The organism is Pseudovibrio sp. Ad5, from assembly GCF_001623095.1.
Lineage (GTDB): Bacteria > Pseudomonadota > Alphaproteobacteria > Rhizobiales > Stappiaceae > Pseudovibrio.
The window spans coordinates 42,460-65,325 of the sequence record NZ_LMCH01000023.1; the positions used below are offsets into that span (position 1 = coordinate 42,460).

Annotated in this window: 19 protein-coding genes; all 19 read left to right on the plus strand. The window is 53.8% G+C overall.

Annotated elements, in window-relative coordinates:
- Positions 1–175 precede the first annotated feature (175 nt).
- The 19 genes from PsAD5_RS12070 (at position 176) to wecB (ending at position 22,683) form a co-directional block, all read left to right on the plus strand.
- Positions 176–2,473 carry a bifunctional salicylyl-CoA 5-hydroxylase/oxidoreductase gene (locus PsAD5_RS12070; RefSeq protein WP_063292286.1) on the plus strand — a complete coding sequence of 766 codons (2,298 nt, stop codon included), beginning with the start codon at positions 176–178 and terminating at the stop codon, positions 2,471–2,473.
- Between the two features lie 11 nt (positions 2,474–2,484).
- Positions 2,485–3,237 carry an SDR family NAD(P)-dependent oxidoreductase gene (locus tag PsAD5_RS12075; protein ID WP_063288884.1) on the plus strand — a complete coding sequence of 251 codons (753 nt, stop codon included), beginning with the start codon at positions 2,485–2,487 and terminating at the stop codon, positions 3,235–3,237.
- The gene (locus PsAD5_RS12080) at positions 3,234–3,716 is read left to right on the plus strand and encodes a MarR family winged helix-turn-helix transcriptional regulator (RefSeq protein ID WP_063292287.1); all 483 of its coding nucleotides are present in this window, start codon (positions 3,234–3,236) and stop codon (positions 3,714–3,716) included. Before PsAD5_RS12075 ends, PsAD5_RS12080 begins: the two co-directional genes overlap by 4 nt.
- Positions 3,716–4,537: an enoyl-CoA hydratase family protein gene (locus PsAD5_RS12085; protein WP_082830577.1), complete on the plus strand. Its 822-nt coding sequence runs from the start codon at positions 3,716–3,718 to the stop codon at positions 4,535–4,537. The genes PsAD5_RS12080 and PsAD5_RS12085 overlap by 1 nt, the downstream gene beginning before the upstream one ends.
- A complete protein-coding gene (locus tag PsAD5_RS12090) occupies positions 4,538–5,749 on the plus strand; it encodes an acyl-CoA dehydrogenase family protein (RefSeq protein ID WP_063292288.1) in 1,212 nt (403 codons plus the stop codon).
- On the plus strand, positions 5,691–7,337 hold the full coding sequence (locus tag PsAD5_RS12095; protein ID WP_193757806.1) for an AMP-binding protein: 1,647 nt from the start codon (positions 5,691–5,693) through the stop codon (positions 7,335–7,337). Before PsAD5_RS12090 ends, PsAD5_RS12095 begins: the two co-directional genes overlap by 59 nt.
- Positions 7,334–8,473 (plus strand): ABC transporter substrate-binding protein, encoded by a 1,140-nt coding sequence (locus tag PsAD5_RS12100; protein ID WP_063292289.1) that lies wholly within the window; start codon positions 7,334–7,336, stop codon positions 8,471–8,473. The genes PsAD5_RS12095 and PsAD5_RS12100 overlap by 4 nt, the downstream gene beginning before the upstream one ends.
- Positions 8,474–8,580: 107 nt before the next feature.
- Positions 8,581–9,501 (plus strand): branched-chain amino acid ABC transporter permease, encoded by a 921-nt coding sequence (locus tag PsAD5_RS12105; RefSeq protein ID WP_057463887.1) that lies wholly within the window; start codon positions 8,581–8,583, stop codon positions 9,499–9,501.
- Positions 9,488–10,513, plus strand: a complete 1,026-nt coding sequence (locus PsAD5_RS12110; RefSeq protein ID WP_063292290.1) for a branched-chain amino acid ABC transporter permease — start codon at positions 9,488–9,490, stop codon at positions 10,511–10,513. The genes PsAD5_RS12105 and PsAD5_RS12110 overlap by 14 nt, the downstream gene beginning before the upstream one ends.
- On the plus strand, positions 10,506–11,255 hold the full coding sequence (locus PsAD5_RS12115) for an ABC transporter ATP-binding protein (RefSeq protein ID WP_063292291.1): 750 nt from the start codon (positions 10,506–10,508) through the stop codon (positions 11,253–11,255). Before PsAD5_RS12110 ends, PsAD5_RS12115 begins: the two co-directional genes overlap by 8 nt.
- A complete protein-coding gene (locus tag PsAD5_RS12120; protein ID WP_063292292.1) occupies positions 11,255–11,938 on the plus strand; it encodes an ABC transporter ATP-binding protein in 684 nt (227 codons plus the stop codon). Before PsAD5_RS12115 ends, PsAD5_RS12120 begins: the two co-directional genes overlap by 1 nt.
- Positions 11,928–12,350 (plus strand): acyl-CoA thioesterase, encoded by a 423-nt coding sequence (locus PsAD5_RS12125; protein WP_084405951.1) that lies wholly within the window; start codon positions 11,928–11,930, stop codon positions 12,348–12,350. The genes PsAD5_RS12120 and PsAD5_RS12125 overlap by 11 nt, the downstream gene beginning before the upstream one ends.
- Positions 12,347–12,766 (plus strand): RidA family protein, encoded by a 420-nt coding sequence (locus tag PsAD5_RS12130; protein WP_057463883.1) that lies wholly within the window; start codon positions 12,347–12,349, stop codon positions 12,764–12,766. Before PsAD5_RS12125 ends, PsAD5_RS12130 begins: the two co-directional genes overlap by 4 nt.
- A gap of 4 nt (positions 12,767–12,770) precedes the next feature.
- Positions 12,771–13,580 (plus strand): alpha/beta hydrolase, encoded by an 810-nt coding sequence (locus PsAD5_RS12135; protein WP_063292293.1) that lies wholly within the window; start codon positions 12,771–12,773, stop codon positions 13,578–13,580.
- A 425-nt stretch (positions 13,581–14,005) separates the two neighbouring features.
- Complete coding sequence (locus PsAD5_RS12140) at positions 14,006–15,145, plus strand: CaiB/BaiF CoA transferase family protein (protein ID WP_063292299.1); 1,140 nt, start codon at positions 14,006–14,008, stop codon at positions 15,143–15,145.
- Positions 15,146–15,319: 174 nt separating this feature from the next.
- The gene (locus tag PsAD5_RS12145; protein WP_063292294.1) at positions 15,320–16,789 is read left to right on the plus strand and encodes a glycosyltransferase; all 1,470 of its coding nucleotides are present in this window, start codon (positions 15,320–15,322) and stop codon (positions 16,787–16,789) included.
- On the plus strand, positions 16,786–20,478 hold the full coding sequence (locus PsAD5_RS12150) for a tetratricopeptide repeat protein (protein WP_084405952.1): 3,693 nt from the start codon (positions 16,786–16,788) through the stop codon (positions 20,476–20,478). Before PsAD5_RS12145 ends, PsAD5_RS12150 begins: the two co-directional genes overlap by 4 nt.
- Positions 20,429–21,514, plus strand: a complete 1,086-nt coding sequence (locus PsAD5_RS12155) for a DUF4434 domain-containing protein (RefSeq protein WP_208988586.1) — start codon at positions 20,429–20,431, stop codon at positions 21,512–21,514. The genes PsAD5_RS12150 and PsAD5_RS12155 overlap by 50 nt, the downstream gene beginning before the upstream one ends.
- A gap of 23 nt (positions 21,515–21,537) precedes the next feature.
- A complete protein-coding gene (wecB, locus tag PsAD5_RS12160; protein ID WP_063292295.1) occupies positions 21,538–22,683 on the plus strand; it encodes a non-hydrolyzing UDP-N-acetylglucosamine 2-epimerase in 1,146 nt (381 codons plus the stop codon).
- Positions 22,684–22,866 lie beyond the last annotated feature (183 nt).

The following is a 22,866-nucleotide window of genomic DNA, read 5'->3' on the forward strand; positions in this document are numbered from 1 at the left end:
AGGCAGCTCGCTACAAACCAAAAATAAGCATATAAAATACAGCACGTTAGACTGACAATTGGCCACTCTTTGTATATTTTATACTTAGATATTTTATGTTTGAAATAATTTAAAAAACCTGTCACGCTTATCTCAAGTTGGAATTAGGCACTTGCAGCCTAAGGGGGAGAGAGCAATGAAAGTCGCATGTCTTGGAGGCGGCCCGGCAGGTCTTTATTTCGCAATCAGCATGAAGCTGCGAGATCCTCAGCATGAGGTCACAGTCATTGAGCGAAATAAGTTTGACGACACCTTCGGTTGGGGTGTTGTTCTTTCAGATGAGACACTGGACAACTTCAAGGTCAACGACGAGAAAAGCGCTGAAGCCATCCGCGCGCATTTTGCTTACTGGGATGACATCGCGGTTCATTACCGAGATACATGCCACGTCTCCAGCGGTCACGGCTTCTGCGGCATTGGCCGCAAGCAGTTGCTTCTGCTGCTACAAGACCGGGCTAAAGAGCTTGGCGTAAACATGGAATTCGAGCGCAACTACACAAGCGCAAAAGAGCTCATGGGAGATTACGACCTCGTTGTTGCTGCAGATGGTCTGAACTCCACCAGCCGCACAGAGTTTGCTGAGTATTTCAAGCCAGACATCGACACCCGCAAATGCAAGTTTGTCTGGCTCGGCACCCACCAGAAATTCGATGATGCCTTCACCTTCATTTTTGAAGAAACAGAGCACGGCTGGATCTGGGCACATGCCTACCAATTCGATGATGACACTGCGACTTTTATTGTAGAGTGTACAGAAGAGACCTATGAGGCGTTCAGCTTTGCAGATATGAGCCAGGCTGAATCGTGCCGGACTTGTGAGAGGATCTTCGAAAAGCATCTTGGTGGCAATCAGTTGATGACCAACGCAAACCACGTCCGTGGTTCTGCATGGATCAACTTCCCACGCGTGCTCTGTGAGAAATGGTCCCACGAAAACCTCGTTCTCATGGGCGATGCCTCTGCAACCGCACACTTTTCTATCGGATCAGGCTCAAAGCTTGCCATGGAAAGCGCCATTGCACTGGCAGATTATCTGCACAGCGAAAACTCCATTCAAAGTGCATTCCAGAAGTACGAGGACGAGCGCCGCTTGGAAGTTCTTAAGCTCCAGTCCGCTGCTCGTAACTCACTGGAATGGTTTGAAAACGTCGAACGCTACTTGCACCTGGATCCAGTTCAGTTCAATTACTCACTCCTGACACGCTCCCAGCGCATCTCCCATGAGAATCTGCGAGAGCGCGATGCTGAGTGGCTGGGAACAGCAGAAGGCTGGTTCCAAAATCAAGCCGGAGTGTCGGATACTGACAATGCTCCACGCCCGCCAATGTTCGCACCGTTCAAACTTCGCGAGATGGAACTGAACAACCGCGTGGTTGTCTCGCCTATGGCCCAGTACAAAGCAGAAGATGGAACAGTCTCCGACTGGCATCTGGCCCACTATGGCGAACGCGCCAAAGGTGGAGCAGGAATGGTTGTTGTTGAGATGACCTGTGTCAGCGCAAATGGCCGCATCACACCAGGCTGCCCGGGTCTTTACGCACCAGAACATCAAACGGCATGGAAGCGCATCACTAATTTTGTACATGAATACAGCAACGCAAAGATCTGCTGCCAGCTTGGCCATGCCGGTCCAAAAGGCTCAACGCAGCTTGGCTGGGAAGAGATGGACGCGCCGTTGAACGACGGCAATTGGCCGCTTCTTGCCGCTTCTCCAATCGCTTGGTCTGAACGCAACCAGACGCCAAAGCAAATGGACCGGGCAGACATGGACCGCGTCAAGGCAGAGTTCGTGAATGCAGCCAAGATGGCAGACGCATCTGGTTTTCATATGGTCGAGGTCCACTGCGCCCACGGTTATCTTCTGTCCTCCTTCATCTCACCACTCACCAACAAGCGTGAAGACGAGTATGGCGGATCGCTTGAAAACCGCATGAGATACCCACTGGAGGTCATCAAAGCAGTACGCGAAGCATGGCCTCAGGACAAACCAATGTCCGTGCGTATCTCAGCAACGGACTGGGTGGAAGACGAGGGCCTCACACCAGAAGAAGCTGTTGAGATCGCTCGCATGCTGGACGCAGCTGACGTTGATATCTGCGATGTCTCCGCAGGTCAGACCAGCACTCGCGCACAACCGGTTTATGGCCGTATGTTCCAGGTGCCGTTCTCAGACCGTATCCGCAACGAAGCCGGTATGAAAACCATGGCTGTCGGCAACATCTACGAGCCAGATCATGTGAACTCAATCCTGATGGCTGGTCGCGCAGATCTTGTATGTCTTGCTCGTCCGCATCTGTCCGATCCGTACTGGACACTGCACGCAGCTGCTGAACTGGGTGACAAAGGTGTGTACTGGCCAGAACCATATCATGCTGGCCGTGACCAGCTGTACCGTCTGGCAGAGCGCGCCGAGACCATGAAAGTTCGCGTGTGAGGAAGATCGGTTTGGAAAAGCATGCACTCATAACAGGTGGCGGGACAGGCGTTGGGGCTGAAATAGCCCGCCACCTCGCGGGGGCTGGCATCAACGTCACCATTGCAGGGCGCAGACGCGAGCCGCTTGATCTGGTCGCAAGTGCCAACAGCCGCATCAGCGCTGTTACAGCAGACATTACCGATGAAGTATCCGTTGGGCAGATGTTTGAAAAGGCGGCTGAAGCAAACGGACCAGTCAACATCGTGATTGCCAATGCAGGTGCAGCAGAATCTGCACTTTTTGGAAAGATCGAACGGGAAGACTTCCAGCGCATGCTCGACATCAACCTGACAGGTACATTCCTGACCTTCCAAAAAGGACTGGAATGCCTGAAAGGGCAGGAGTATGGGCGTTTGATCGCCATTGCCTCAACAGCGGGGTTGCGCGGTTATTCCTATGTGTCTCACTACGCCGCAGCCAAACATGGTGTCATCGGTATGGTCAGATCACTGGCACTCGAACTTGCCAGCAAGCCATTTACGGTCAATGCTGTGTGTCCAGGATTCACAGAGACCCCAATGCTGCAACGCTCGATCGAAAACATCATGCAAAAAACCGGAATGAACGAAGAGCAGGCACGGGCCGCTCTTTACAAGGACAACCCACAGCAACGCTTCATCCAGCCAGACGAAGTCGCCGCCACAGTGGCATGGCTCATCGGAGATGGCGCCCGCTCTGTGACAGGGCAAGCTATTTCAGTATCAGGAGGCGAGACCCAATGACAGCCTCACAGGAAATGCTCAAAGCTGACAGAGCAACCGACGACAAGTCCCGCGTTCGCCTCTGGTTGAGATTGCTCCGTGCCTCTCGTGCGATTGAAGGCGAACTGAGAGAGCGGCTGCGGACAACATACAATGTGACCCTGCCACGCTTTGACGTGATGGCAGCACTTTACCGGGAGCCAGAGGGCATGCTCATGTCACAGCTCTCCAAATACCTGATGGTATCCAACGGCAACGTCACCGGCCTCATTGATCGCCTGACCACGGACGGACTGGTTCAGCGCACCTTGAGAGACGGAGACCGGAGAACCTCTGTGGTTCTGCTCACAAAAGAAGGTCGTAAGAATTTTGAGCAAATGGCAGCAAGTCACCGCGAGTGGATCAATGAGTTGCTCTCTCACTTTTCTCCCGATGAAGCAGAAACCCTTGCTGAAACACTGAAGGTATTTGCAAGCGATTGGGAGGGGGAGGCCCGATAATGCTGACAACCTACAAAATGGCGAATTTGCAGCCAAAGCACTTCATTTGGCGCATGGAAGGCGATGTCGCAGTCATCCAACTGGACCGCCCGGACCGTAAAAATCCACTGACCTTTGAAAGCTATGCCGAGCTGCGCGATACATTCCGCGATCTCGTCTATGCGGATGACGTTAATGCCGTTGTGATCGCCTCCAACGAAGGCAACTACTGCTCAGGTGGAGACGTCCACGACATCATCGGTCCGCTTGTTGCAATGGACATGAAAGACCTGCTGAAGTTCACGCGTATGACGGGTGATCTGGTCAAAGCCATGATCAACTGCACCAAGCCAATCATTTCAGCTGTAGACGGTATCAGCGTTGGTGCTGGGGCAATCATGGCTATGGCATCAGACCTGCGCATTGGTACACCAGACGCCAAAACAGCCTTCCTGTTCACCCGCGTCGGCCTTGCAGGCTGTGACATGGGCGCGTGTGCCATTCTTCCGCGCATTATCGGTCAGGGACGTGCTGCAGAGCTGCTCTACACAGGTCGGTCCATGAGCGCTGAAGAGGGCTACACTTGGGGCTACTTCAACTCTATGTCCACCACAGAAGCACTCGAGGCCGATGCGATCCGCATGGCGCAGCGTATCACGGCAGGGCCAAATTTCGCTCACGGTATCACCAAGACCCAGCTCAATCAGGAATGGAATATGGGTCTGGATCAAGCGATTGAAGCTGAAGCACAGGCGCAGGCCATCTGTATGCAGACCAAAGACTTCGAAACCGCCTACAAAGCTTTTGTTGCAAAAGAAAAACCGGTCTTTGAGGGGGCGTAAATGGCTGACACCACCTTCCTCACATGGCCGTTCTTTGAAGAAAAACACCGAGAGCTGGCCGAAGCCATAGAAAACTGGTGCTGCGAAAACCTTCCAGCTGACCACTCTGACACGGATGCTGCCTGTATCAAGCTCGTTAATGATCTTGGTTCTGCTGGTTTCCTGAAGCTCACTGCTGTTGATCCGGCTGATCCCAAACCGCTGGATGTCCGAAGCCTGTGCATCATGCGCGAAACACTGGCCCGTCACGACGGTCTGGGGGACTTCGCCTTCGCCATGCAGGGTCTGGGAACAGGCGCCATCAGCCTGTTTGGCACGCCAGAACAACAGCTGTGGCTCAATAAAACCAGAGCAGGCCAGACACTCTCTGCGTTTGCGCTAACAGAACCAGACTCCGGTTCAGATGTCGCAAATATAGAACTTTCCGCTATCCGCGACGGCGATGACTATGTGCTCAATGGCGAAAAGACCTGGATCTCCAACGGCGGCATTGCAGGCCTTTACGTTGTCTTCGCAAGGACGGGCGAAGCACCGGGTGCCAAAGGCATCAGCGCCTTCATAGTACCGGCGGATACACCGGGCTTAACCGTTGAAGAACGGCTGGATGTGATGGCACCTCATCCTCTGGCACGGTTGGGTTTTAAACAACTGCGCATTCCAGCAGCAAATCGCATTGGGGGAGCCGGAGAAGGCTTCAAGATCTCAATGTCGGTTCTGGATGTCTTCCGCTGCACCGTCGGTGCTGCTGCTTTAGGCTTTGCCCGCCGTGCATTGGAAGAAGCCGTAGTACGCGCAACAACCCGCAAACTGGGGGATGGCGTGCTGGCCGATATGCAGATGGTGCAGGGCCATCTGGCGGAAATGGCAATCGACATTGATGCCTCTGCACTCCTGATCTACCGCGCTGCATGGACGAAAGACATGGGGGCAGCACGAGTATCTCGCGAGGCTGCCATGGCAAAGCAATTCGCAACCGATCAGGCCCAACAAATCATTGATAAGGCGGTACAAATCCACGGGGGTGAGGGCGTCCGTTCAGGCAATACTGTCGAAAAACTTTACCGTGAAATCAGAGCTCTTCGCATCTACGAAGGCGCATCCGATGTTCAGAAAATAATAGTAGCAAGGCAATTGCTTTCTCAGGAGGGGAGAAATGCTGGGACCAAGCGCGCACAAGGACACCTTCACAAGGGACAGGCTGCCACCAATTGATCAGCAGCCAGTTTTCCAGCTGGAGGGGTTTGAGTACCCAGATTACATCAACGCCGCAGTAGAGTTGACCGACAAGATGGTTGAACGCGGTTTTGGTGACAACATTGCTCTCATCGGCAATGGCAGAAAACGCACTTACAAGGAGCTTGCGGACTGGACGAACCGCATCGCTCGAGCTCTGCAGGAGGATTACGGAGTAGAACCGGGCGACCGCATTCTTATCCGCTCAGCAAACAACCCGGCTATGGTCGCCTGCTGGCTGGCTGCTACAAAAGCAGGTGCTGTGGTGGTCAACACCATGCCAATGCTGCGGGCTGGCGAGTTAAGCCAGATTGTCGACAAGGCCGAAATCAAACTGGCCATGTGCGATCTTCGCCTCATGGAAGAGATGGAGCGTTGCCTTGAGCAGAACGATCATCTGAGCAAAATCGTGAGCTTCGATGGCACGGCCAACTTTGCCGGTGAGATGGATAAGGTCGCACTGTCAAAGCCCGTCCAGTTTGAAGCCGTTCAAACGGGCAGAGATGATGTCTGCCTGCTGGGTTTCACATCTGGCACCACCGGACAGCCGAAGGCAACCATGCACTTCCACCGCGATCTGCTGATCATCGCAGATGCCTATGCAAAGGAAGTGCTCAACATCCAGCCATCGGACGTGTTTGTTGGCAGTCCGCCACTGGCCTTTACATTTGGCCTCGGCGGCTTGGCAATTTTCCCGCTTCGTTTCGGCGCAACCGCTACTCTGCTGGAAACGGCAGGACCCAAGCAGCTTATTGAGATCATTGAGACTTACAAGGCAACGATCTCATTCACAGCACCAACGGCTTACCGTGCCATGATGGCGGCAATGGAAGAGGGGGCAGACCTGTCCTCACTGCGCATTGCAGTCTCAGCGGGAGAAACATTGCCAGCACCAGTGTTTGAGCAATGGAAAGCAAAAACCGGGATTCCGATGCTGGATGGGATTGGCGCAACGGAAATGTTGCACATCTTTATTTCCAACCATTTGGAAGATGCCATGCCAGCAACCACTGGCCGGGAGATCAAAGGATACTCCGCAAAAGTGGTTGATGAAAACATGCAGGAGGTTCCACGCGGCACAGTTGGCAAACTTGCCGTAAGAGGACCAACCGGTTGTCGGTATATGCAAGATGACCGGCAGCAGAAATATGTTCGTGACGGCTGGAATTTGACAGGTGATGCCTTTTATCAGGATGAAAAAGGGTATTTCCACTTCGCAGCCCGTGCAGACGATATGATCATCACGTCCGGCTACAACGTCGCCGGGCCTGAAGTTGAGGCTGCTCTGCTAAGCAGTCCGGAAGTGTCCGAGTGTGCGGTTATAGGCGTGCCAGATGAGGACCGGGGACAGATTGTTGAAGCTCATGTGGTGCTGGTGGAGGACCACCCACAAGATGCAGATGTAATCAAACGTCTTCAGGACTATGTAAAATCTACTATAGCGCCTTATAAATACCCTCGTTCACTTAAACTGGTAGATTCTCTACCAAAAACCGCGACCGGTAAAATTCAAAGATTCCGCCTGAAGGAACAGCTGGTCGAGGATAAATCAGGGGAACTTATATGAAAAAACTCGTTTCAGCCGGAGTAGCCGCGCTTCTGTGTTGTACAGCTGGCGTGGCGCAAGCCGAAGTTAAAATTGGCATGATCACCACCCTGTCAGGCGGTGGCTCCACCCTCGGCATCGACGTCCGCGATGGTTTTGAGCTCGCACTCAAACAGGCAGGCGCATCCGATGTAAAACTGCTGGTAGAAGACGACGCCCGCAAGCCGGACGTTGCCAAAAAACTGGCAGACAAATTCATTCAAAAAGACAAGGTTGATATCCTCACAGGTATCATCTGGTCCAACCTGGCAATGGCTGTGGTTCCTGCGGCAACCCGCAAAGGCACGCTCTACATCAGCCCAAATGCAGGCCCATCTGCGCTGGCTGGTAAAGCCTGTCACGAAAATTACTTCAACGTGGCCTGGCAGAACGACAACTTGCATGAGGCAATGGGATCTCACGCCAACAAAGCAGGCTACAAGAAGACCTTCATTCTGGCGCCAAACTACCCAGCTGGTACCGACGCTCTGAAAGGCTTCAAGCGGATGTACCAAGGCGAGCTGACAGGTGAACTCTTCACCAAGCTCGGTCAGGATGACTACGCTGCAGAAATCTCACAAATCCGTGCTTCTGGCGCTGACAGCGTGTTCTTCTTCCTGCCAGGTGGCATGGGCATTGCATTCATGAAGCAGTACGCGCAGTCCGGCGTTGATGTGCCTGTCATGGGCCCGGCTTTCTCCTTCTCACAGGACATTCTGCCTGCGATTGGTGACGCTGCACTCGGCGTGGCAAACTCTTCCCAGTGGGGTAAGGACATTGAGAGCGAGGTGAACGCAAAGTTCGTCAAAGGCTTCAAAGAAGCTTATGGCCGTCTGCCTTCCCTGTACGCATCTCAGGGCTATGACGCTGCAAATCTGATCCTTTCTGCAATGGAAAAGGCAGATGTCAGCGACAAGGACGATTTCCGCGCAGCACTGAAAGAAGCAGATTTTGCTTCTGTGCGCGGCGACTTCAAATTCGGCAACAACAACCACCCAATTCAGGATATTTATGTTCGCGAAGTGGTGAAAGAAGACGGCCAGATCACCAACAAAATTGTCGGTGTCGCAATCAAAGGCCATCAGGATGCATACGCATCCAAATGCCGGATGAAATAAGCCAACGCATTGAAGTAAAAAGTTAATCAGCGGGGAAACCCTAATCCTTCTCCGCTGATCCCCTATACTGATGTCACAATGAAAAAGAAGCCTCGGGAATATCATAAATGACGGCAGCTTTGATTTTTGAGCAGGTATTGAACGGGCTGCAATTCGGTCTCACTTTGTTTCTGATGGCAGCTGGCCTCACGCTGGTCTTCGGCGTTATGGGTCTGATCAACCTCGCTCATGGCTCGCTTTACATGGTCGGTGCCTTTTGTTGCGCTTGGATCACTCAGCAGACCGGCTCTTTCTGGCTTGGTCTTGGTGGTGGTGTCCTTGGAGCGGCGGCAGCTGGTGCACTCATCGAAATGCTTGTCATTCGCAGGCTTTATGACCGCGATCACCTTGATCAGGTACTGGCAACCTTTGCTCTTATTCTGATCTTTTCTGAAGGCACCCGCATGGTCTTCGGCTCCATGCCACTTTACCTCAACATTCCGGCAGCTCTGGGGGGCACCATGGCGTTGCCCGGCGTAGAAGCTTATCCGGTCTATCGCCTGTTTATCATTCTGGCAGCGCTGGCTGTTGCCCTGCTTCTCTACCTGCTTATTTCCAAAACGCGCCTTGGCATGCGGATCCGCGCCGGTGAAAGTGACCGCGAGATGATCGCTGCCTTAGGTGTTGATATCAAAACGCTTTACACCATTGTTTTCGCATTGGGCGCCGCGATCGCAGGTCTGTCAGGTGCTCTGGTCGGCGCATTGCGCTCCGTGCAGGTCGGCATGGGAGAACCTGTTCTCATTCTGGCCTTCGTGGTCATTGTGATTGGCGGCATTGGCTCCATCAAAGGCGCTCTCATCGGCTCCATCCTGATTGGCCTCGTGGATACTCTGGGACGTATTTTCCTGCCCGTCATCCTGAAGTTCTTCATGGAAAATGCCAGTGCAAACAGCATCGGGGCAGCTCTGTCATCCATGCTTATCTATCTGATGATGGCAGGCATTCTGGCAGTCAAACCAAAGGGGCTTTTCAATGCAACGAACTGATACAGCTCCAAAATCCATCAACATTCCAAAGCTGAGCCGCGAGACCGTCGTTAACATCGCAGTTATGGCAATCCTGCTGGCTCTGCCGCTCTGGGCGTCTTCTATCGGAGAAGACTACTACGTCAATCTGGCAAGCCTGATCACCATCTTCGCCATTGCTGGCGTTGGCCTCAACTTTGCCATCGGGCAAGGCGGAATGGTCAGCTTCGGCCATGCAGCTTTCTTCGGCATTGGTGGCTACACCACTGGCATTGCAGCCTTTCACAGCTTTGAAGAAACCCTCTTCATGGCCATGCCTTTTGCGATCTCCGGCACCAACCAGATGCTTATTATCTGGATTGTCGCAATGGTCATTTGCGGCATCGCAGCCTTAGCAATTGGCGCAATCTCGCTGAGAACCGAAGGCGTCTACTTCATCATGATCACACTGGCATTTGCCCAGATGATCTACTACTTCGCCATTTCCTGGCCGACATACGGCGGTGAAGATGGGCTTTCAATTTACCTACGCAACGAACTTCCAATGGTAGACGCAGAAAGCGCTCTGACGTTCTTCCTTGTCTGTTTTGTCCTGCTGCTCGGTGCAATCTTCGTCTCAGCACGCTTGTCTGGCTCCCGTTTCGGTGCAGCGCTTGGCACCGCTCGTATGAATGAGACACGGCTGGCAACCTCGGGTATTGACCCGTTGCCGATCAAGCTCACAGGCTTTGTCATCTCCGCGATGATCACCGGCCTTGCAGGAGCTCTGTTTGCCGAGCTGAACGGCTTTGTAGGCCCCTCAATGCTCTCCTGGCACCGTTCCGGAGAGATTATGGTGTTCGTCATCCTTGGCGGCGTCGGGCGTCTCTATGGCCCTGTTATCGGCGCCGCCCTGTTCGTACTGCTCGAAACCTATATCGGCGAATGGACAGAGCACTGGCAACTGCTGCTTGGTCTGGCCTTGCTCGGGGTCGTTCTGTTCGCCCGAGGTGGCGTCATGGGCATGATTGCAGGGAGAGCACGCCATGACTAAACCGGTTCTTGAAGTCAAAAGCTTGCACAAATCCTTTGGTGCTTTGCAGGCGACAAAAAACGTATCTCTGGATCTGAAACCTAATGAGATTCATGCTCTTATCGGACCAAACGGGGCTGGCAAATCAACGCTCATCGGTCAAATTGCGGGCTGGATCACACCCGACAGCGGCAGCATCTATCTGGATGGCGAAGACGTGACCTCAGAGACGGTTGCCAGTCGCTCCCGCAAAGGCCTTGGACGAAGCTTTCAGGTCTCTTCACTGGCCATGGAAGTCAGCGCACGTCGCAATGTGATGCTCTCTGTACAAGCAAGTCAGGGCTCCAGCTTCCGCTTCTGGAAGCAAACAAAGTCCGACGAAGAACTGCGCGAAACCGCTGGAAACTGGCTCAGAAAAGTCGGCCTCGGTGGCCGCGAAGATATCGCGGTCTCGGAACTCTCTCACGGTGAGCGCCGTCAGGTGGAAGTCGCCTGCGCTTTGGCTCTCAAACCTAAAGCACTGCTACTGGACGAACCCATGGCAGGCCTTGGCCCGACAGGCTCTGTTCAGCTCACTGAATTCCTTGAGGAAATTCGCCCGGAGATACCAATTCTGCTCATTGAGCACGACATGGATGCCGTGTTCCGTCTGGCAGATCGCATCACGGTTCTGGTGGGCGGCGCAGCCATTTTGTCAGGCTCGGTCGATGAGATCCGCGCCAGTGCGCTTGTCAGAGAAGCCTATCTCGGGGAGGAAGCCTGATGCTGTTGGAAGTCAAAGGCTTAGAAGCCCATTACGGCGCGGCACAAGCGCTGTTCGGCGTAAACCTCTCCATCAATGAAGGCGAGATGGTAGCGATGCTTGGCCGCAACGGAATGGGCAAATCTACCACAATCAGCTCTATTTGTCAGATGGTTACGCCAACCAAAGGCACCATCGAATTCTGCGGCCAAAGCCTGAACCGCATGTCCAGTCACAAAGCTGCCCGCTTGGGTCTGGGATTGGTGCCAGAAGGTCGCCGCTGTTTCCCAAACCTATCTGTTCTGGAAAATCTCAGTGCAGCCGCCCGTAAAGGCGCGTGGACACTGGACCGCGTCTACAACTTGTTTCCACGCCTCAAAGAGAGGAAAAGCCAGAGCGCCAACACTCTGTCTGGCGGAGAGCAGCAGATGCTCGCCATCTCCAGAGCCTTGATGACAAACCCGAAATTGCTGATCCTTGACGAAGCAACAGAAGGCTTGGCACCGGTTGTGCGCGGGGAAATCTGGCAGGCAATCGCCAAGCTGAAGAAGGAAGGGCTGTCCATTCTCATCGTCGACAAGACGCTGAAGGAGCTCCTTCCTCTGGCTGATCAGGCCGTCATTCTGGAAAAAGGCGAGTCAGTCTGGGCAGGCCGCCCGGATACACTCACCGAGGAAATGAAGGACAGATACCTTGGTCTTTAAACGCACGATCAAAGTGATCTTCCAGCACTGCGATCCCGCTGGAATTGTCTTTTATCCCCGCTACTTCGAGATGATCAATCAGGTCACAGAAGAGTGGTTCGAGCAATCGCTTGGCACGTCGTTCGTAGACATTCATATAAATCAAGGGGATGCAATCCCCACAGCCAAGATCGAAACAGAGTTCAAAAAGCCGAGCAAGCTTGGTGACAAACTCTTATTCACGCTCCAGGTCACAAAGCTGGGACGCTCCAGCGTCCATCTGGAGTTTACGGTGACATGCGAGGACGAGCTTCGTCTCACAAGCCGCTCGGTCATTGTCTACGTCAAAGGCGAGGACAAGAAGCCAGCGAGTTGGCCGCAAGCCATTAAGAAACAAATGGAATTTTTCCTGAAGGAAGAGGGACCTTCATGACAACACAACAAGCACTGTTCAAATTTCTCCAGCCGGAAGGTTGGAAGCCTGCTTCTGGATACGCCAATGGCATTATGGCAGAAGGCACACCCATCTTTCTGGGAGGTCAAATCGGCTGGAACGGCCAGCAGGTCTTCGAGAGCGATGATCTCATTGACCAGATCAAGCAAACGCTTGAGAACATTCGCGAAATTCTAGCCACAGCTGGCGCTAAGCCAGAGCATGTGGTGCGCCTGACGTGGTATGTGGTCGACAAGAAAGACTACACCGCTCGCCTGCGCGAAGTTGGCGAGGCGTATCGCTCTGTGTTTGGCCGTCATTTTCCATCCATGACCATGATCCAGGTGGCTGATTTGGTGGAAGATCAGGCCAAAGTGGAAATTGAAGCAACGGCAGTACTGCCAAGAGCGGAATAACGTGATGCGGGATTGGGACGCGGCCTATCATAACTCCGGTGCAGTACCAAACGCACAAGAGCTGTTTAATCAATGGGTTGAGCGCTCCAAAGCGTTTCGCGAGACCTCAAAAAACCAACTGGACGTAGCCTACGGAAGCGGAGAGAGAGAGAAGCTCGACCTGTTCTTCCCACAAGGCACTGAGGCGTCCAAAGGGCTCGTCATGATTGTTCATGGCGGGTACTGGAAGGCCTTCGATAAATCCGCCTTCAGCCACTTGGCGAAGGGGGCCGTCGAGATGGGGTACACCGTTGCCGTGCCTTCTTACGACCTCTGCCCTGAAGCGAAAATAACCAGTATCGCCAATCAGATGCAGCGATCTCTTGAAGTTGCAGCTGAACAAGTTAAAGGACCGATTCACCTGACCGGTCATTCTGCTGGTGGACACTTGGTAGCGAGGTTGGGCTGCAAAAACCGGATGATACCAGATAGTATCACTAGGCGGATCAAGCACATCCTCGGCATCAGCGGGGTTTACGATCTGCGGCCAATCCGCAGGACGGCAATGAACGACACCCTGCATATCGACGAAGCGGAGGCGCTGGCAGAAAGTCCGGTGCTGCACGAACCTCTTGATAATCTTCGCTTTACAGGCTGGGTTGGCGCTGAGGAGCTGGCAGAGTTTCGGCGGCAAAATGCAACCCACTGCGCAATGTGGGGTGGTTTTGAAACTCAGGTCACTGCCTATGAGGACCCCGGCAAAAACCATTTTACCGTGGTAGAGGCGCTGGAACAGCCAGACAGCTTACTCCTCACAACTATGTTGAATACATAATCACAACCTGCTGAAATATATAGATATTATATAAACCGCGCGACTTTGCGTTCTTATGTGTAATTTTGCGTGGTTTAAGTGATTCATGCGTTACTTTAAGTTGCTATGTAACTGCGTTGATGAATTCATTTCATCAGAAAGCACCTATCACAGCAAACGACACAGCCCAGCGCATCAGATTGAAAATCTCCTCGCACTCTCCATCCATCTTAACCTATTGGATAGGCTATTCACCAAATGGAGAGTTGTGGAACCACCATCAGCCGCTCTAAGGTTGACCCAACAACGCAGACCGGAGTTATCCGCCCAGCGCGGCTTTCAGGTAATCTAATCTGACGAGCCAGCTCTGCAAGGCATCAACTCTGGAAACGGGCACTTTCTAAAATGTCCGCATGCGCAGGACTTGGCTGACTGGGGAGGCATATGTGACAGCAGCAAAAGCGGGACCACTTTCAGGACTTCAGGTAGTGGAGATGGCAGGCCTTGGCCCAGCGCCCATGGCCGGACAATTGCTTGCAGATCTGGGAGCCGATGTCATCGTCGTTGATCGCCGCACCAGCGAGCGGATCGACAAGGACGTCAACCGCAGAGGCAAGAAGTCCATCGCACTCAACATGAAGAGCGAAGAGGCAGTCAAAGTCTTCTTCTCCCTCGTTGAAAAAGCCGACATCCTGATCGAAGGCTTCCGCCCCGGCGTAATGGAGCGCCTTGGCCTTGGGCCGGACGAATGCCTCGCCAAGAACCCGGGCCTGATCTATGGCCGTATGACAGGCTGGGGGCAGGACGGGCCACTGGCCCATGCCGCCGGGCATGACCTCAATTACCTCGCCATGACCGGCATGCTCCACGCCATCGGCGAGGAAGGTCGCCCACCAGTCCCACCACTCAACATGGCGGCAGACTACGGCGGCGGGTCCATGTTCCTGCTGCTGGGTGTCTTGTCAGCGCTGTTTGAGCGCACCAGAAGCGGCAAAGGGCAGGTGATCGATGCAGCCATGGTCGACGGCGTGCCAGCCATGATGGGGCTGATCTACTCCCTGCTGGGTCGCGGGCTTTGGCAGGACAAACGCCAAACGAACCTGCTGGACGGTGGCGCTCCGTTCTATCGCTGCTATGAAACCTCAGATGGCCGCTATCTGTCCGTCGGTTCTCTGGAGCCTCAGTTCTTCGCTCTGCTGCTAAAAGGGCTGGACCTCCCGCAAGAGCTTTCCAAGATCCAGATGAACATGAAAGAATGGCCTCAACTGGAAGAGCAAATCGGCAATGCCATCAAGGCGAACACGCTGGACCACTGGACCGGCGTCTTTGCGGGAACCGACGCTTGCGTTGCCCCTGTGCTCTCCATTGAGGAGGCAAACGCAGCCTCTCTCAACACCGAGCGCGGCAACCGCATCCGCCTCAACGGCGTCACCCAGGCAGCACCCGCACCGCGCTTCAGCCGCACAGTTCCGCAAACACCTGAACCAGCAGGAAGAACCGGAGACGATACTGCACAGGTTTTACAGCAGCTTGGTTTCTCTGAAGCTGATATCGTTGATATGCAAAAGAGCAAAACTTTGGCCTGAATCTGCGACAATTAACGATGCGAAACAAACTGTAAACGGAGGGGGCCTCAGCACTCCCTCCCACGTCATAACTGCCTCAGCCCAATCCTCTGAGCACATCCCATGACTGAGGACATCCTCTCGAATCTCCTAGGGTAACTTTAATCAGGTTACTGCGAAGGAGTGCACCAGAGTATGCTGGTAACAGATGCTTTTGTATTATTGTTTCTTGTTACGCAGGGCCTCTTTCTCGTCGCCTCATACGTCTTTGCTGTATCTGGCGCAGATGACCTGTTCGTTGACACCCTCTATTACACCTTCGTCGCCTGGTATCGCGGCCCCTTAGCGGGCAGAACCGAAGAACGCTTGTTTGAAGAAACCGGGCACGTCCCACCCAGACCGCTGGCCATCATGCTACCCGCATGGGATGAAGCTGCAATCCTCTATCCCGCCGTTACAGGCATCATGCGCAGGCTGGACTATCCATCCTATTGGATCTTCATTGGCGTCTACCCCAATGACGCAGCCACGCAGAAGGCTGCAAATCGTCTGGCAGCCGAACATGACAATTTGCGTGTCGTTACCACCAACAATGACGGCCCAACCTGCAAAGCCGACTGCGTCAACACCATCATTGCCGAAATAGAGAGGTTCGAACAGGAACAGAACATCTCCTTTGCTGGCATCGTCATGCAGGACGCAGAAGACATCCTCAACCCAAACGCTCTGCACATCTTCAACGCCAGCCTTGAACTTGCCGATGTGGTGCAACTGCCTGTCCTCTCCTTACCCCGTAGACGCCGGAACCTGACAGCTGGCCACTACATGGACGAGTTTGCCGAGTTCCATTCCAAGGAAGTTCTCGTCAGGGGCTTCTTGACCGGAACAGTTCCGGGCGCTGGCGTTGGTACCTGCTATTCCAAGAAAACCATCGAGACAGCCAAATCCATTTCTGGGACAGATGAAAACGGCATACCGGAAATCTTCAACATCAGCTCCTTGACGGAAGACTATGACCTCGCCATGCGGCTCACAGGGAAGGGGCTCACCCACCGCTTGCTCTGGGTCCACCCGGCAAAGAAAAGCGACCACACGGACTTTGCAGTCACGCAGGAGCTGTTCCCCTCCGGCTTCTGGCAAAGCGTACGCCAGAAAACCCGCTGGACCATCGGCATCGCGTTTCAGGGCTGGGCACAACTAGGGTGGAAAGGAGGGCTCGCTGATAAATACTTTTATTGGCGCGACAGGAAGATGGTGTTCTTCAGCCACGCCATCATCATTGGGTACATCTCGCTTTTCTTCTACTGGGGCCTTCGCCTCTATGAGAAGCTGGCACCAGATGCCTACCATTTGCCACCGCTTCTGCCAGAAGACAGCCCATTCTGGTATGTGATCTGGTTCAACGTGCTGCTGCTCGCCCACCGCCTTATCCAGCGCCATATCTGGACAGGCTACCATTATGGCCTGCGCGCATTGGCACCTGTAACCCTGCGCTACTTCGTATCCATCATCATCAATTACATCGCCATGATGCGAGCCATCAAAACATGGATCCGGCATCTGGGCACTGGCGAAGTTATCGGTTGGGACAAGACCGCCCATGATTATCCAGATGAAGAAAGTCTGGAACTGGCAATTCCTGTAGAGCAGGAAGCGCAATCATGACTCGGCCCCAAACGCCCCACAATACACGCGGGAATGCCAACCGAAACTCGGCATTCTATCTGCTGTGGGTCATCATGTTTGCGCTTGGCTTATCCATCCCAACACAATCACAAAATCCAGTGCCGCCTTCAGAGCCAGTCAGCCCTGCGCCTTACACCCTCCAGCAAAAAGACGAGTACTACATCAGCTTGCTGAAGGACCGGCAGGACAGCCAATCCCTCCTGCAAAGCACGTGGCGCGATTATCGCTCCTATCCCTTGCTGGATCTGGCATACCGTTTGCTGGCAAAAGGACGGAACGAAGCTGCCCTGAAAGAGCTGGATGAGCTGCTCAAGCAAGACCCCAATCATCTTGTGGCCCGTTGGCAAAAAATCCAGCTGCTCATCGGCCTCAATCGCCCAATCGCAGCAATTGACCAATTAGAAATCCTCCAATCTCAAGCCCCCGCCTTCAGCCGCGGCTATCTTTCGCTTGGCCACCTGCAAATGCTCACGGGCGAGTATGCGGAAGCCTTTGATGATTTCCGGCTGGCGATAGAGACTGGCAAATTACTGCCGAGCAACCGGGAAGAAGCTCTTGCAGGCGCCGCAGAAGCAGCCATCAAACTCGGCAAAACAAAAGAAGCTCTCCAGGCACTGAACATTCTGCGAGAGCTGGGCGCTGCCACCCCAAGGCAAAGGCTCATACGGGCCGACCTTCTGCGCAACTTCAATCAACTGGAAGAAGCCCGCAGCGAGTGGGACGAACTTTCCAAACTGGACAACGCCCCAAGAACCCAACGCACAGCCATCCTGAATGACGCCTTCCTGCTTCTTGAGCAAGGCAAAGACGAAGAAGCCTACCGCTTGCTGCTGCGCGGCGAAATGAATGGACTGTTTACTGGCCGCCAATCCTCCGCTTTGGAACAACGCACATTCGCCAGAGCTCTGGCCGCCAGTGCTCTGAACTCTGGTCACCTTGATGAGTTACTGACCTTCCTCAACCCCGGACGCATTGATCAACTGGGACTGTCCACGCGCGTTCAGCTGGCTTACGCTCTGGTGAAAAAAGGCTCCAGTGCTGAGGCTGAAATGGCGCTTCTGACAGCGGATGGCAGGATCCTCGACACCAAAGCCTCCGGTCCGGAAGAAGCCGCCAACTACTATCTGGCACTGGCAGACATCGCCATTCGCGCAGGAGATGATGCCAGAGCAGTCACTGCGGGCCGATTGCTGATCAAACTCACCCGAAGCCCGGAATACGGTCTGCAACTCAGCATGCTTGCTCTTAACAACGGCTGGGAAACACAAGCCATCAACGCGCTGGTGGAACTGCGCGCCATCACCCAGTTTACCGACCAGCAGAAATCTCCGGAAGCCTGGGTAGAGCTGTTGCAAACCCTTTCAGATCTGGCACGGCGGGCAGGGGATCTGGATCTCGCCAATCAGGTTCTCAAAGAAGCTGAAACGTTGATGCCCAACTGGCGCATCACAGCAAAAAGAGGGCAGGTCGCCCTACTCTCCAACCATCACCGCATCGCCTCCGCTGTTCTTCAGGATGCTCTTGCACGAGCCCAAAGAGCCCGTGCTGACGGCGCCTTCAATGAAAACGACAAGAAAGCCTATGCACGTCTTCTGTTTGATCTGGCAGCCGTTTCTGCAACCAATGAAGACTGGACCAGTACGCTTGACTATCTGATCGCGGACTGGAAGCTACAACCGGACCCGACACTGGTTCTGCCAGCATATCTCATGCTCAAGGAAAGCACCGCAGAAGGCATCACGGCACGCATGTGGCTGAACTACGTTTTCAGCTACACCAACACTGCAAACCTGTCAGAGGAAAGCAAAGACATGTTTGCCATGGCTTTCCTCTCACTGGCGCGCCTTCTGAAAACAGAAGGGCAGCTTCAGGAAGCCGTGAAAATGTACCGCCAGTCACTGCGACTGGCCCCAACTGCGGAAACCCGTTTGGAAGCTGCTTATCTTGCACTGGAGCTCAATCACCCCAAAAGAGCTCTGATGTTGCTGCAGCAACTGGACCAGACCCAAAACACCGACGCAATCTTGGCGATCAGGTGCGAGGCCTACCGCGTGCTTGACCGCAATCTTGAGGCCCTGACATGCGCGCAACAGGAGCTTCAGGCTCAGCCCATGAATGCCGACAAGCATCTGACACTGGCCAGCCTCTACCTGCGACTGGGAGACAAAGAGAAAGCCAGAGAGGAACTACAGCAAGCGTATGAACTCAGCCCAAACCTCGCCACAGCAAGCCAGCTTGGCTTCCTCTATCAGGAGCTGGGAGAGTATGAGGTCGCGGAAGACTGGTTTCTGGAATCTTTTGAAGAACATGACGATCAGAGCGCTGGCATGGCACTGCTCTACCTCAACCTGCGCCAGATGGACTATGATGAGGCAGCACACCTCCTTGCCAAACTGGATGTCTCAAAGCTCTCTCAAGAACAAATGGCCGGCTATTACGCTGCCCGGGCCCAACTCACGCTCCATCAGGGCAATCAATCACCTGAAGCACTGGCAAGCGCTCTGGTGGACCTGCGCAAGGCACGGTCCATCGCCTCAACACCGGACATTCGCTTTTCCGTAGTTCAGGTTCTGTTCCAGTTGGATCTGCTAGAGGAAGCAGAGGCTGAATATGAAAAACTGCCGCCAGCCGACCTTAAAAACCCGGCAACACTCGCTTTGGGAGGATACCTTGCCCGTGCTCAGGGCGACAATGATCTGGCAGTCACCCGCTTTGAAACCTCACTGGAGGAAAAACCAGATCAGGCGAACCTGGAGGAAGATCTGGCCTATACCTATCTGGCAGCCTTTGAAAACAAGAAGGCCGCTGAACTGTTTCGCAAGCGGATTGATGTGCTGCACCGGCACCAGCGCGACATCTATGAACAGGACAAACTGGAGCGCTTCCAGCGCCAGCTCCGCATTCTGGAAATCCCGATCAGCTTTCTGTTCTTCGATGGCGCCAGCCCGTCACGGCAGGATGAGGAGGAGTTTGCAGGCGCCATCCTTGGCATCCCATCCAGCAGCCCGTTCGGCTCACTGGAAGTGGCATGGCGACCTCCGGTCATCGGCTACCAGAATGGCCGCGTCTTCGAGATCATCGCCCGTGCCCAGTGGCTTAACCAACGCTACAGCTTCCGCCCGGACCCTGACACCTATCAGACCATCGTCGGCCTGCGCTTCAAGCCGTTTATGACGCAAAACCTGAAAGTAGGTCTGGAGCGGTTCTTTAAAGGCGGCAGCATCACAGAAGACAACTGGCTGGGGAGGGTGCTTTGGTCCTTCACCCGCGGCAACGATTTCCTCCCGCTCTACGATTTTTACTCCGGTGAGCCTATCGACAAAGAACCCTACATCAGCCTGTATCTGGAAGGTGGTCGTTTCTTCGAAAAGGAAAAAACCATTCTATTCTATGGAGATGGCCGACTTGGTTACACTTTTAGGCTCGATCCTAACCTGATTTTGTCGCCCTTTGCGTATTCCATAGGGAGCGGAAACTGGAACTCCCAAACCAGCGCTGTGGCGATCGAGGCAGGGCTGGGAGCATCTTTGAAGTGGAGAGGGTGGTACACCGAAGCCTATGGTGACCTGCTTCAGCTGGAAGTGTTCGGGCGTGTAGGACACGAAGTATTAAACACAGATGACAGTGAGACCAGCCGAGTGCTTCTCGGGCTTCAAGCAAACTTCTAAACTCTTCGTTCTTGGGGTGTTCTGCCTCGCTCTCATCACATTCATGATGATCTTTAAAGCCTATGCGCGGCAGGATTCCGGCACTAAGGAATGTATTCCTATACGCATGAGCTTCATCCAGCCATGGGGTGATGAATATTTTCCTAATCCCAGATTATGGCGCAGCGAACTCCTTGCACATCAAAGACTTGGCATTGAAGAGGTCATCCTGCAGTGGACCATGTGGGGCAGCGATCTTCAGGATGAAATCAAGCTGCCACTCTGGCTCGAAGCTGCAATCATGGGCGCAGATGAGGCTGGAGCCAAACTCTGGTTCGGCCTGCGGTATGATCCAACATTCATGGAGAAGCTGCAAAAGGACGGCCAGACCTATCTGGACAATCGCTTAGCAGAGACCGAAAAGCTCGCCACCGCGATAAAGGCCCAGATCAGCTATACCGCACATCCCACTGAGGTATTTGCGGGCTGGTATATACCAGATGAAATTGACGGCAATCTGCTGTTGGATAGCAAGCTCAGAAAGCTCGTCACCGGGTACACAAAACAAACCCGCGCAATCTTGAACCGCATCCTCCCGGGGCCTGTTGCCATCTCTGGATACACCGATTTGAAGACCATTCCGCGAAAACTGGCCACACAATGGAACAAGCTCATGGCGAATTCATCCATGGACATTCTGTTGCTGCAGGACGGGCTAGGGGCCAAGCTTATGGAACCTTATTCCAGCCGCAACCTGCAACGCGCCATCAGCGCAGCTTTCAGCACGCAAGATCATACGGTTATTCCGGTGGTGGAAATCTTCGAGATTGACCCGAGAACAGCAGATTTCAGCACAATTCCAACCACGCTCGGCACCATGAAAAGCCGTCTGAAGAACGCAAGATTTTCGCCCGCACAGCCGCTGGCCTTGTTCTCGTTGTCCAGCCACATTCTGAAATTCGACAATAAACACAGCCGCGAGATCAAAGAGTTCCTTACACAGAACGCTCATGTCTGCGGCGCAAGCACATTGGCGAATGCAGAAGCTGCCGAATAATCACAAGGACCGTAGCGCATAAGATGAAAGAACCAGAGATCATCGGAGGAGGCCCGGACAAAGTGCTGTGCATCATCGGCACTCGTCCCGAAGCCATCAAAATGGCGCCGGTCATCTCTGCAATCGCAAACTGCCCAGGTCTACACGCCCATGTACTGATGACAGGCCAGCACCGCGAAATCGCATCTAACGCACTTGAATCCTTCGACATTCACCAGATCAACTGGCTCGACGTATCCAGCACCAGTCACAGACTGGCCGATCAGGCCGGCGAACTGCTCAAAGGCATAAACGCATACATTGCCGTGCATCATCCCAAATACGCATTGGTCCACGGCGACACCACAACAGGCTTCGTCGGCGCACTGGCCAGTTTTTACAGCGCCATTCCAGTCGGCCACGTGGAAGCCGGACTGCGCAGTGGTGAGCTGCGGGATCCATTTCCCGAAGAAGCCAACCGACGATTGGCAGACCAACTGTGCCATAGGCTGTTCGCACCAACATCCATCGCCAAAGACAACTTGCTGCGTGAAGGCCTGAGCAACGAGAAAATCCTCACCACAGGAAACACGGTGGTCGACGCCGTTCGACATCTGGCACAGAAGATCAAACCGGCACGCGAGCTCGACGAACTGAAAGATGTTCTGGGGCCGCAAAAGCGATTGGTGCTGGTGACCACACATAGACGCGAAAATTGGGGCGATCCCATGCGCCGCATCTGCCAGGCCATTAAACGCATCACAAAAGCCCATGAGGATCTGCAAGTCATTTTGCCAGTCCACCCAAATCCGGTCGTCAAAGACATGATCGAGTCCGAGCTCAAAAATACACAGCGCATCCATCTGGTCACGCCATTGTCTTATGAAGCGCTCATCGCACTGGAACGTGACGCCGACCTGATCCTGACCGACAGCGGCGGCATACAGGAAGAAGCACCGGAGTTCGGAACACCGCTGCTGATCCTGCGCAAGACCACAGAGCGACCAGAAGCATTGACCAGCGGTCTTGCAAAACTCGTCGGCACATGCGAGCAAACCATCACGGATGAAGCCGCTCGTATCTTGAAATGCAAACACACAAAGATCGACCGCCAAAACCCGTTCGGCGATGGCCATGCATCACAGCGCATAGCAACGGCCGTAGAAAGCCACATAAACTCAGCAGACTAGCTTCATTCTGACCTTTATCATTTAAGTTCCATAATCTACCTTATGCGTTTTAGTCATGTCAGCGCAATGCTAAACTGTCTATCCTCTGCAAACTAAAAATGTCACAGTGCTCTTACGTTGGGTTATGCTGGGGAGCGTGGCATGGGATGGGTGGTTATGAGTGAACGGGAGTTAAATCGGGTT

Excerpts from the sequence above, each read along its gene's own strand:
- PsAD5_RS12145 (WP_063292294.1), top strand. The coding sequence starts at position 15,320 with ATGCTGGTAACAGATGCTTTTGTATTATTGTTTCTTGTTACGCAGGGC.
- PsAD5_RS12085 (WP_082830577.1), top strand. The coding sequence starts at position 3,716 with ATGCTGACAACCTACAAAATGGCGAATTTGCAGCCAAAGCACTTCATT.
- PsAD5_RS12110 (WP_063292290.1), top strand. The coding sequence starts at position 9,488 with ATGCAACGAACTGATACAGCTCCAAAATCCATCAACATTCCAAAGCTG.
- PsAD5_RS12130 (WP_057463883.1), top strand. The coding sequence starts at position 12,347 with ATGACAACACAACAAGCACTGTTCAAATTTCTCCAGCCGGAAGGTTGG.
- PsAD5_RS12115 (WP_063292291.1), top strand. The coding sequence starts at position 10,506 with ATGACTAAACCGGTTCTTGAAGTCAAAAGCTTGCACAAATCCTTTGGT.
- PsAD5_RS12135 (WP_063292293.1), top strand. The coding sequence starts at position 12,771 with ATGCGGGATTGGGACGCGGCCTATCATAACTCCGGTGCAGTACCAAAC.
- PsAD5_RS12095 (WP_193757806.1), top strand. The coding sequence starts at position 5,691 with ATGCTGGGACCAAGCGCGCACAAGGACACCTTCACAAGGGACAGGCTG.
- PsAD5_RS12100 (WP_063292289.1), top strand. The coding sequence starts at position 7,334 with ATGAAAAAACTCGTTTCAGCCGGAGTAGCCGCGCTTCTGTGTTGTACA.
- PsAD5_RS12150 (WP_084405952.1), top strand. The coding sequence starts at position 16,786 with ATGACTCGGCCCCAAACGCCCCACAATACACGCGGGAATGCCAACCGA.
- PsAD5_RS12080 (WP_063292287.1), top strand. The coding sequence starts at position 3,234 with ATGACAGCCTCACAGGAAATGCTCAAAGCTGACAGAGCAACCGACGAC.
- PsAD5_RS12090 (WP_063292288.1), top strand. The coding sequence starts at position 4,538 with ATGGCTGACACCACCTTCCTCACATGGCCGTTCTTTGAAGAAAAACAC.
- PsAD5_RS12120 (WP_063292292.1), top strand. The coding sequence starts at position 11,255 with ATGCTGTTGGAAGTCAAAGGCTTAGAAGCCCATTACGGCGCGGCACAA.
- PsAD5_RS12105 (WP_057463887.1), top strand. The coding sequence starts at position 8,581 with ATGACGGCAGCTTTGATTTTTGAGCAGGTATTGAACGGGCTGCAATTC.
- PsAD5_RS12155 (WP_208988586.1), top strand. The coding sequence starts at position 20,429 with ATGACAGTGAGACCAGCCGAGTGCTTCTCGGGCTTCAAGCAAACTTCT.
- PsAD5_RS12070 (WP_063292286.1), top strand. The coding sequence starts at position 176 with ATGAAAGTCGCATGTCTTGGAGGCGGCCCGGCAGGTCTTTATTTCGCA.
- wecB (WP_063292295.1), top strand. The coding sequence starts at position 21,538 with ATGAAAGAACCAGAGATCATCGGAGGAGGCCCGGACAAAGTGCTGTGC.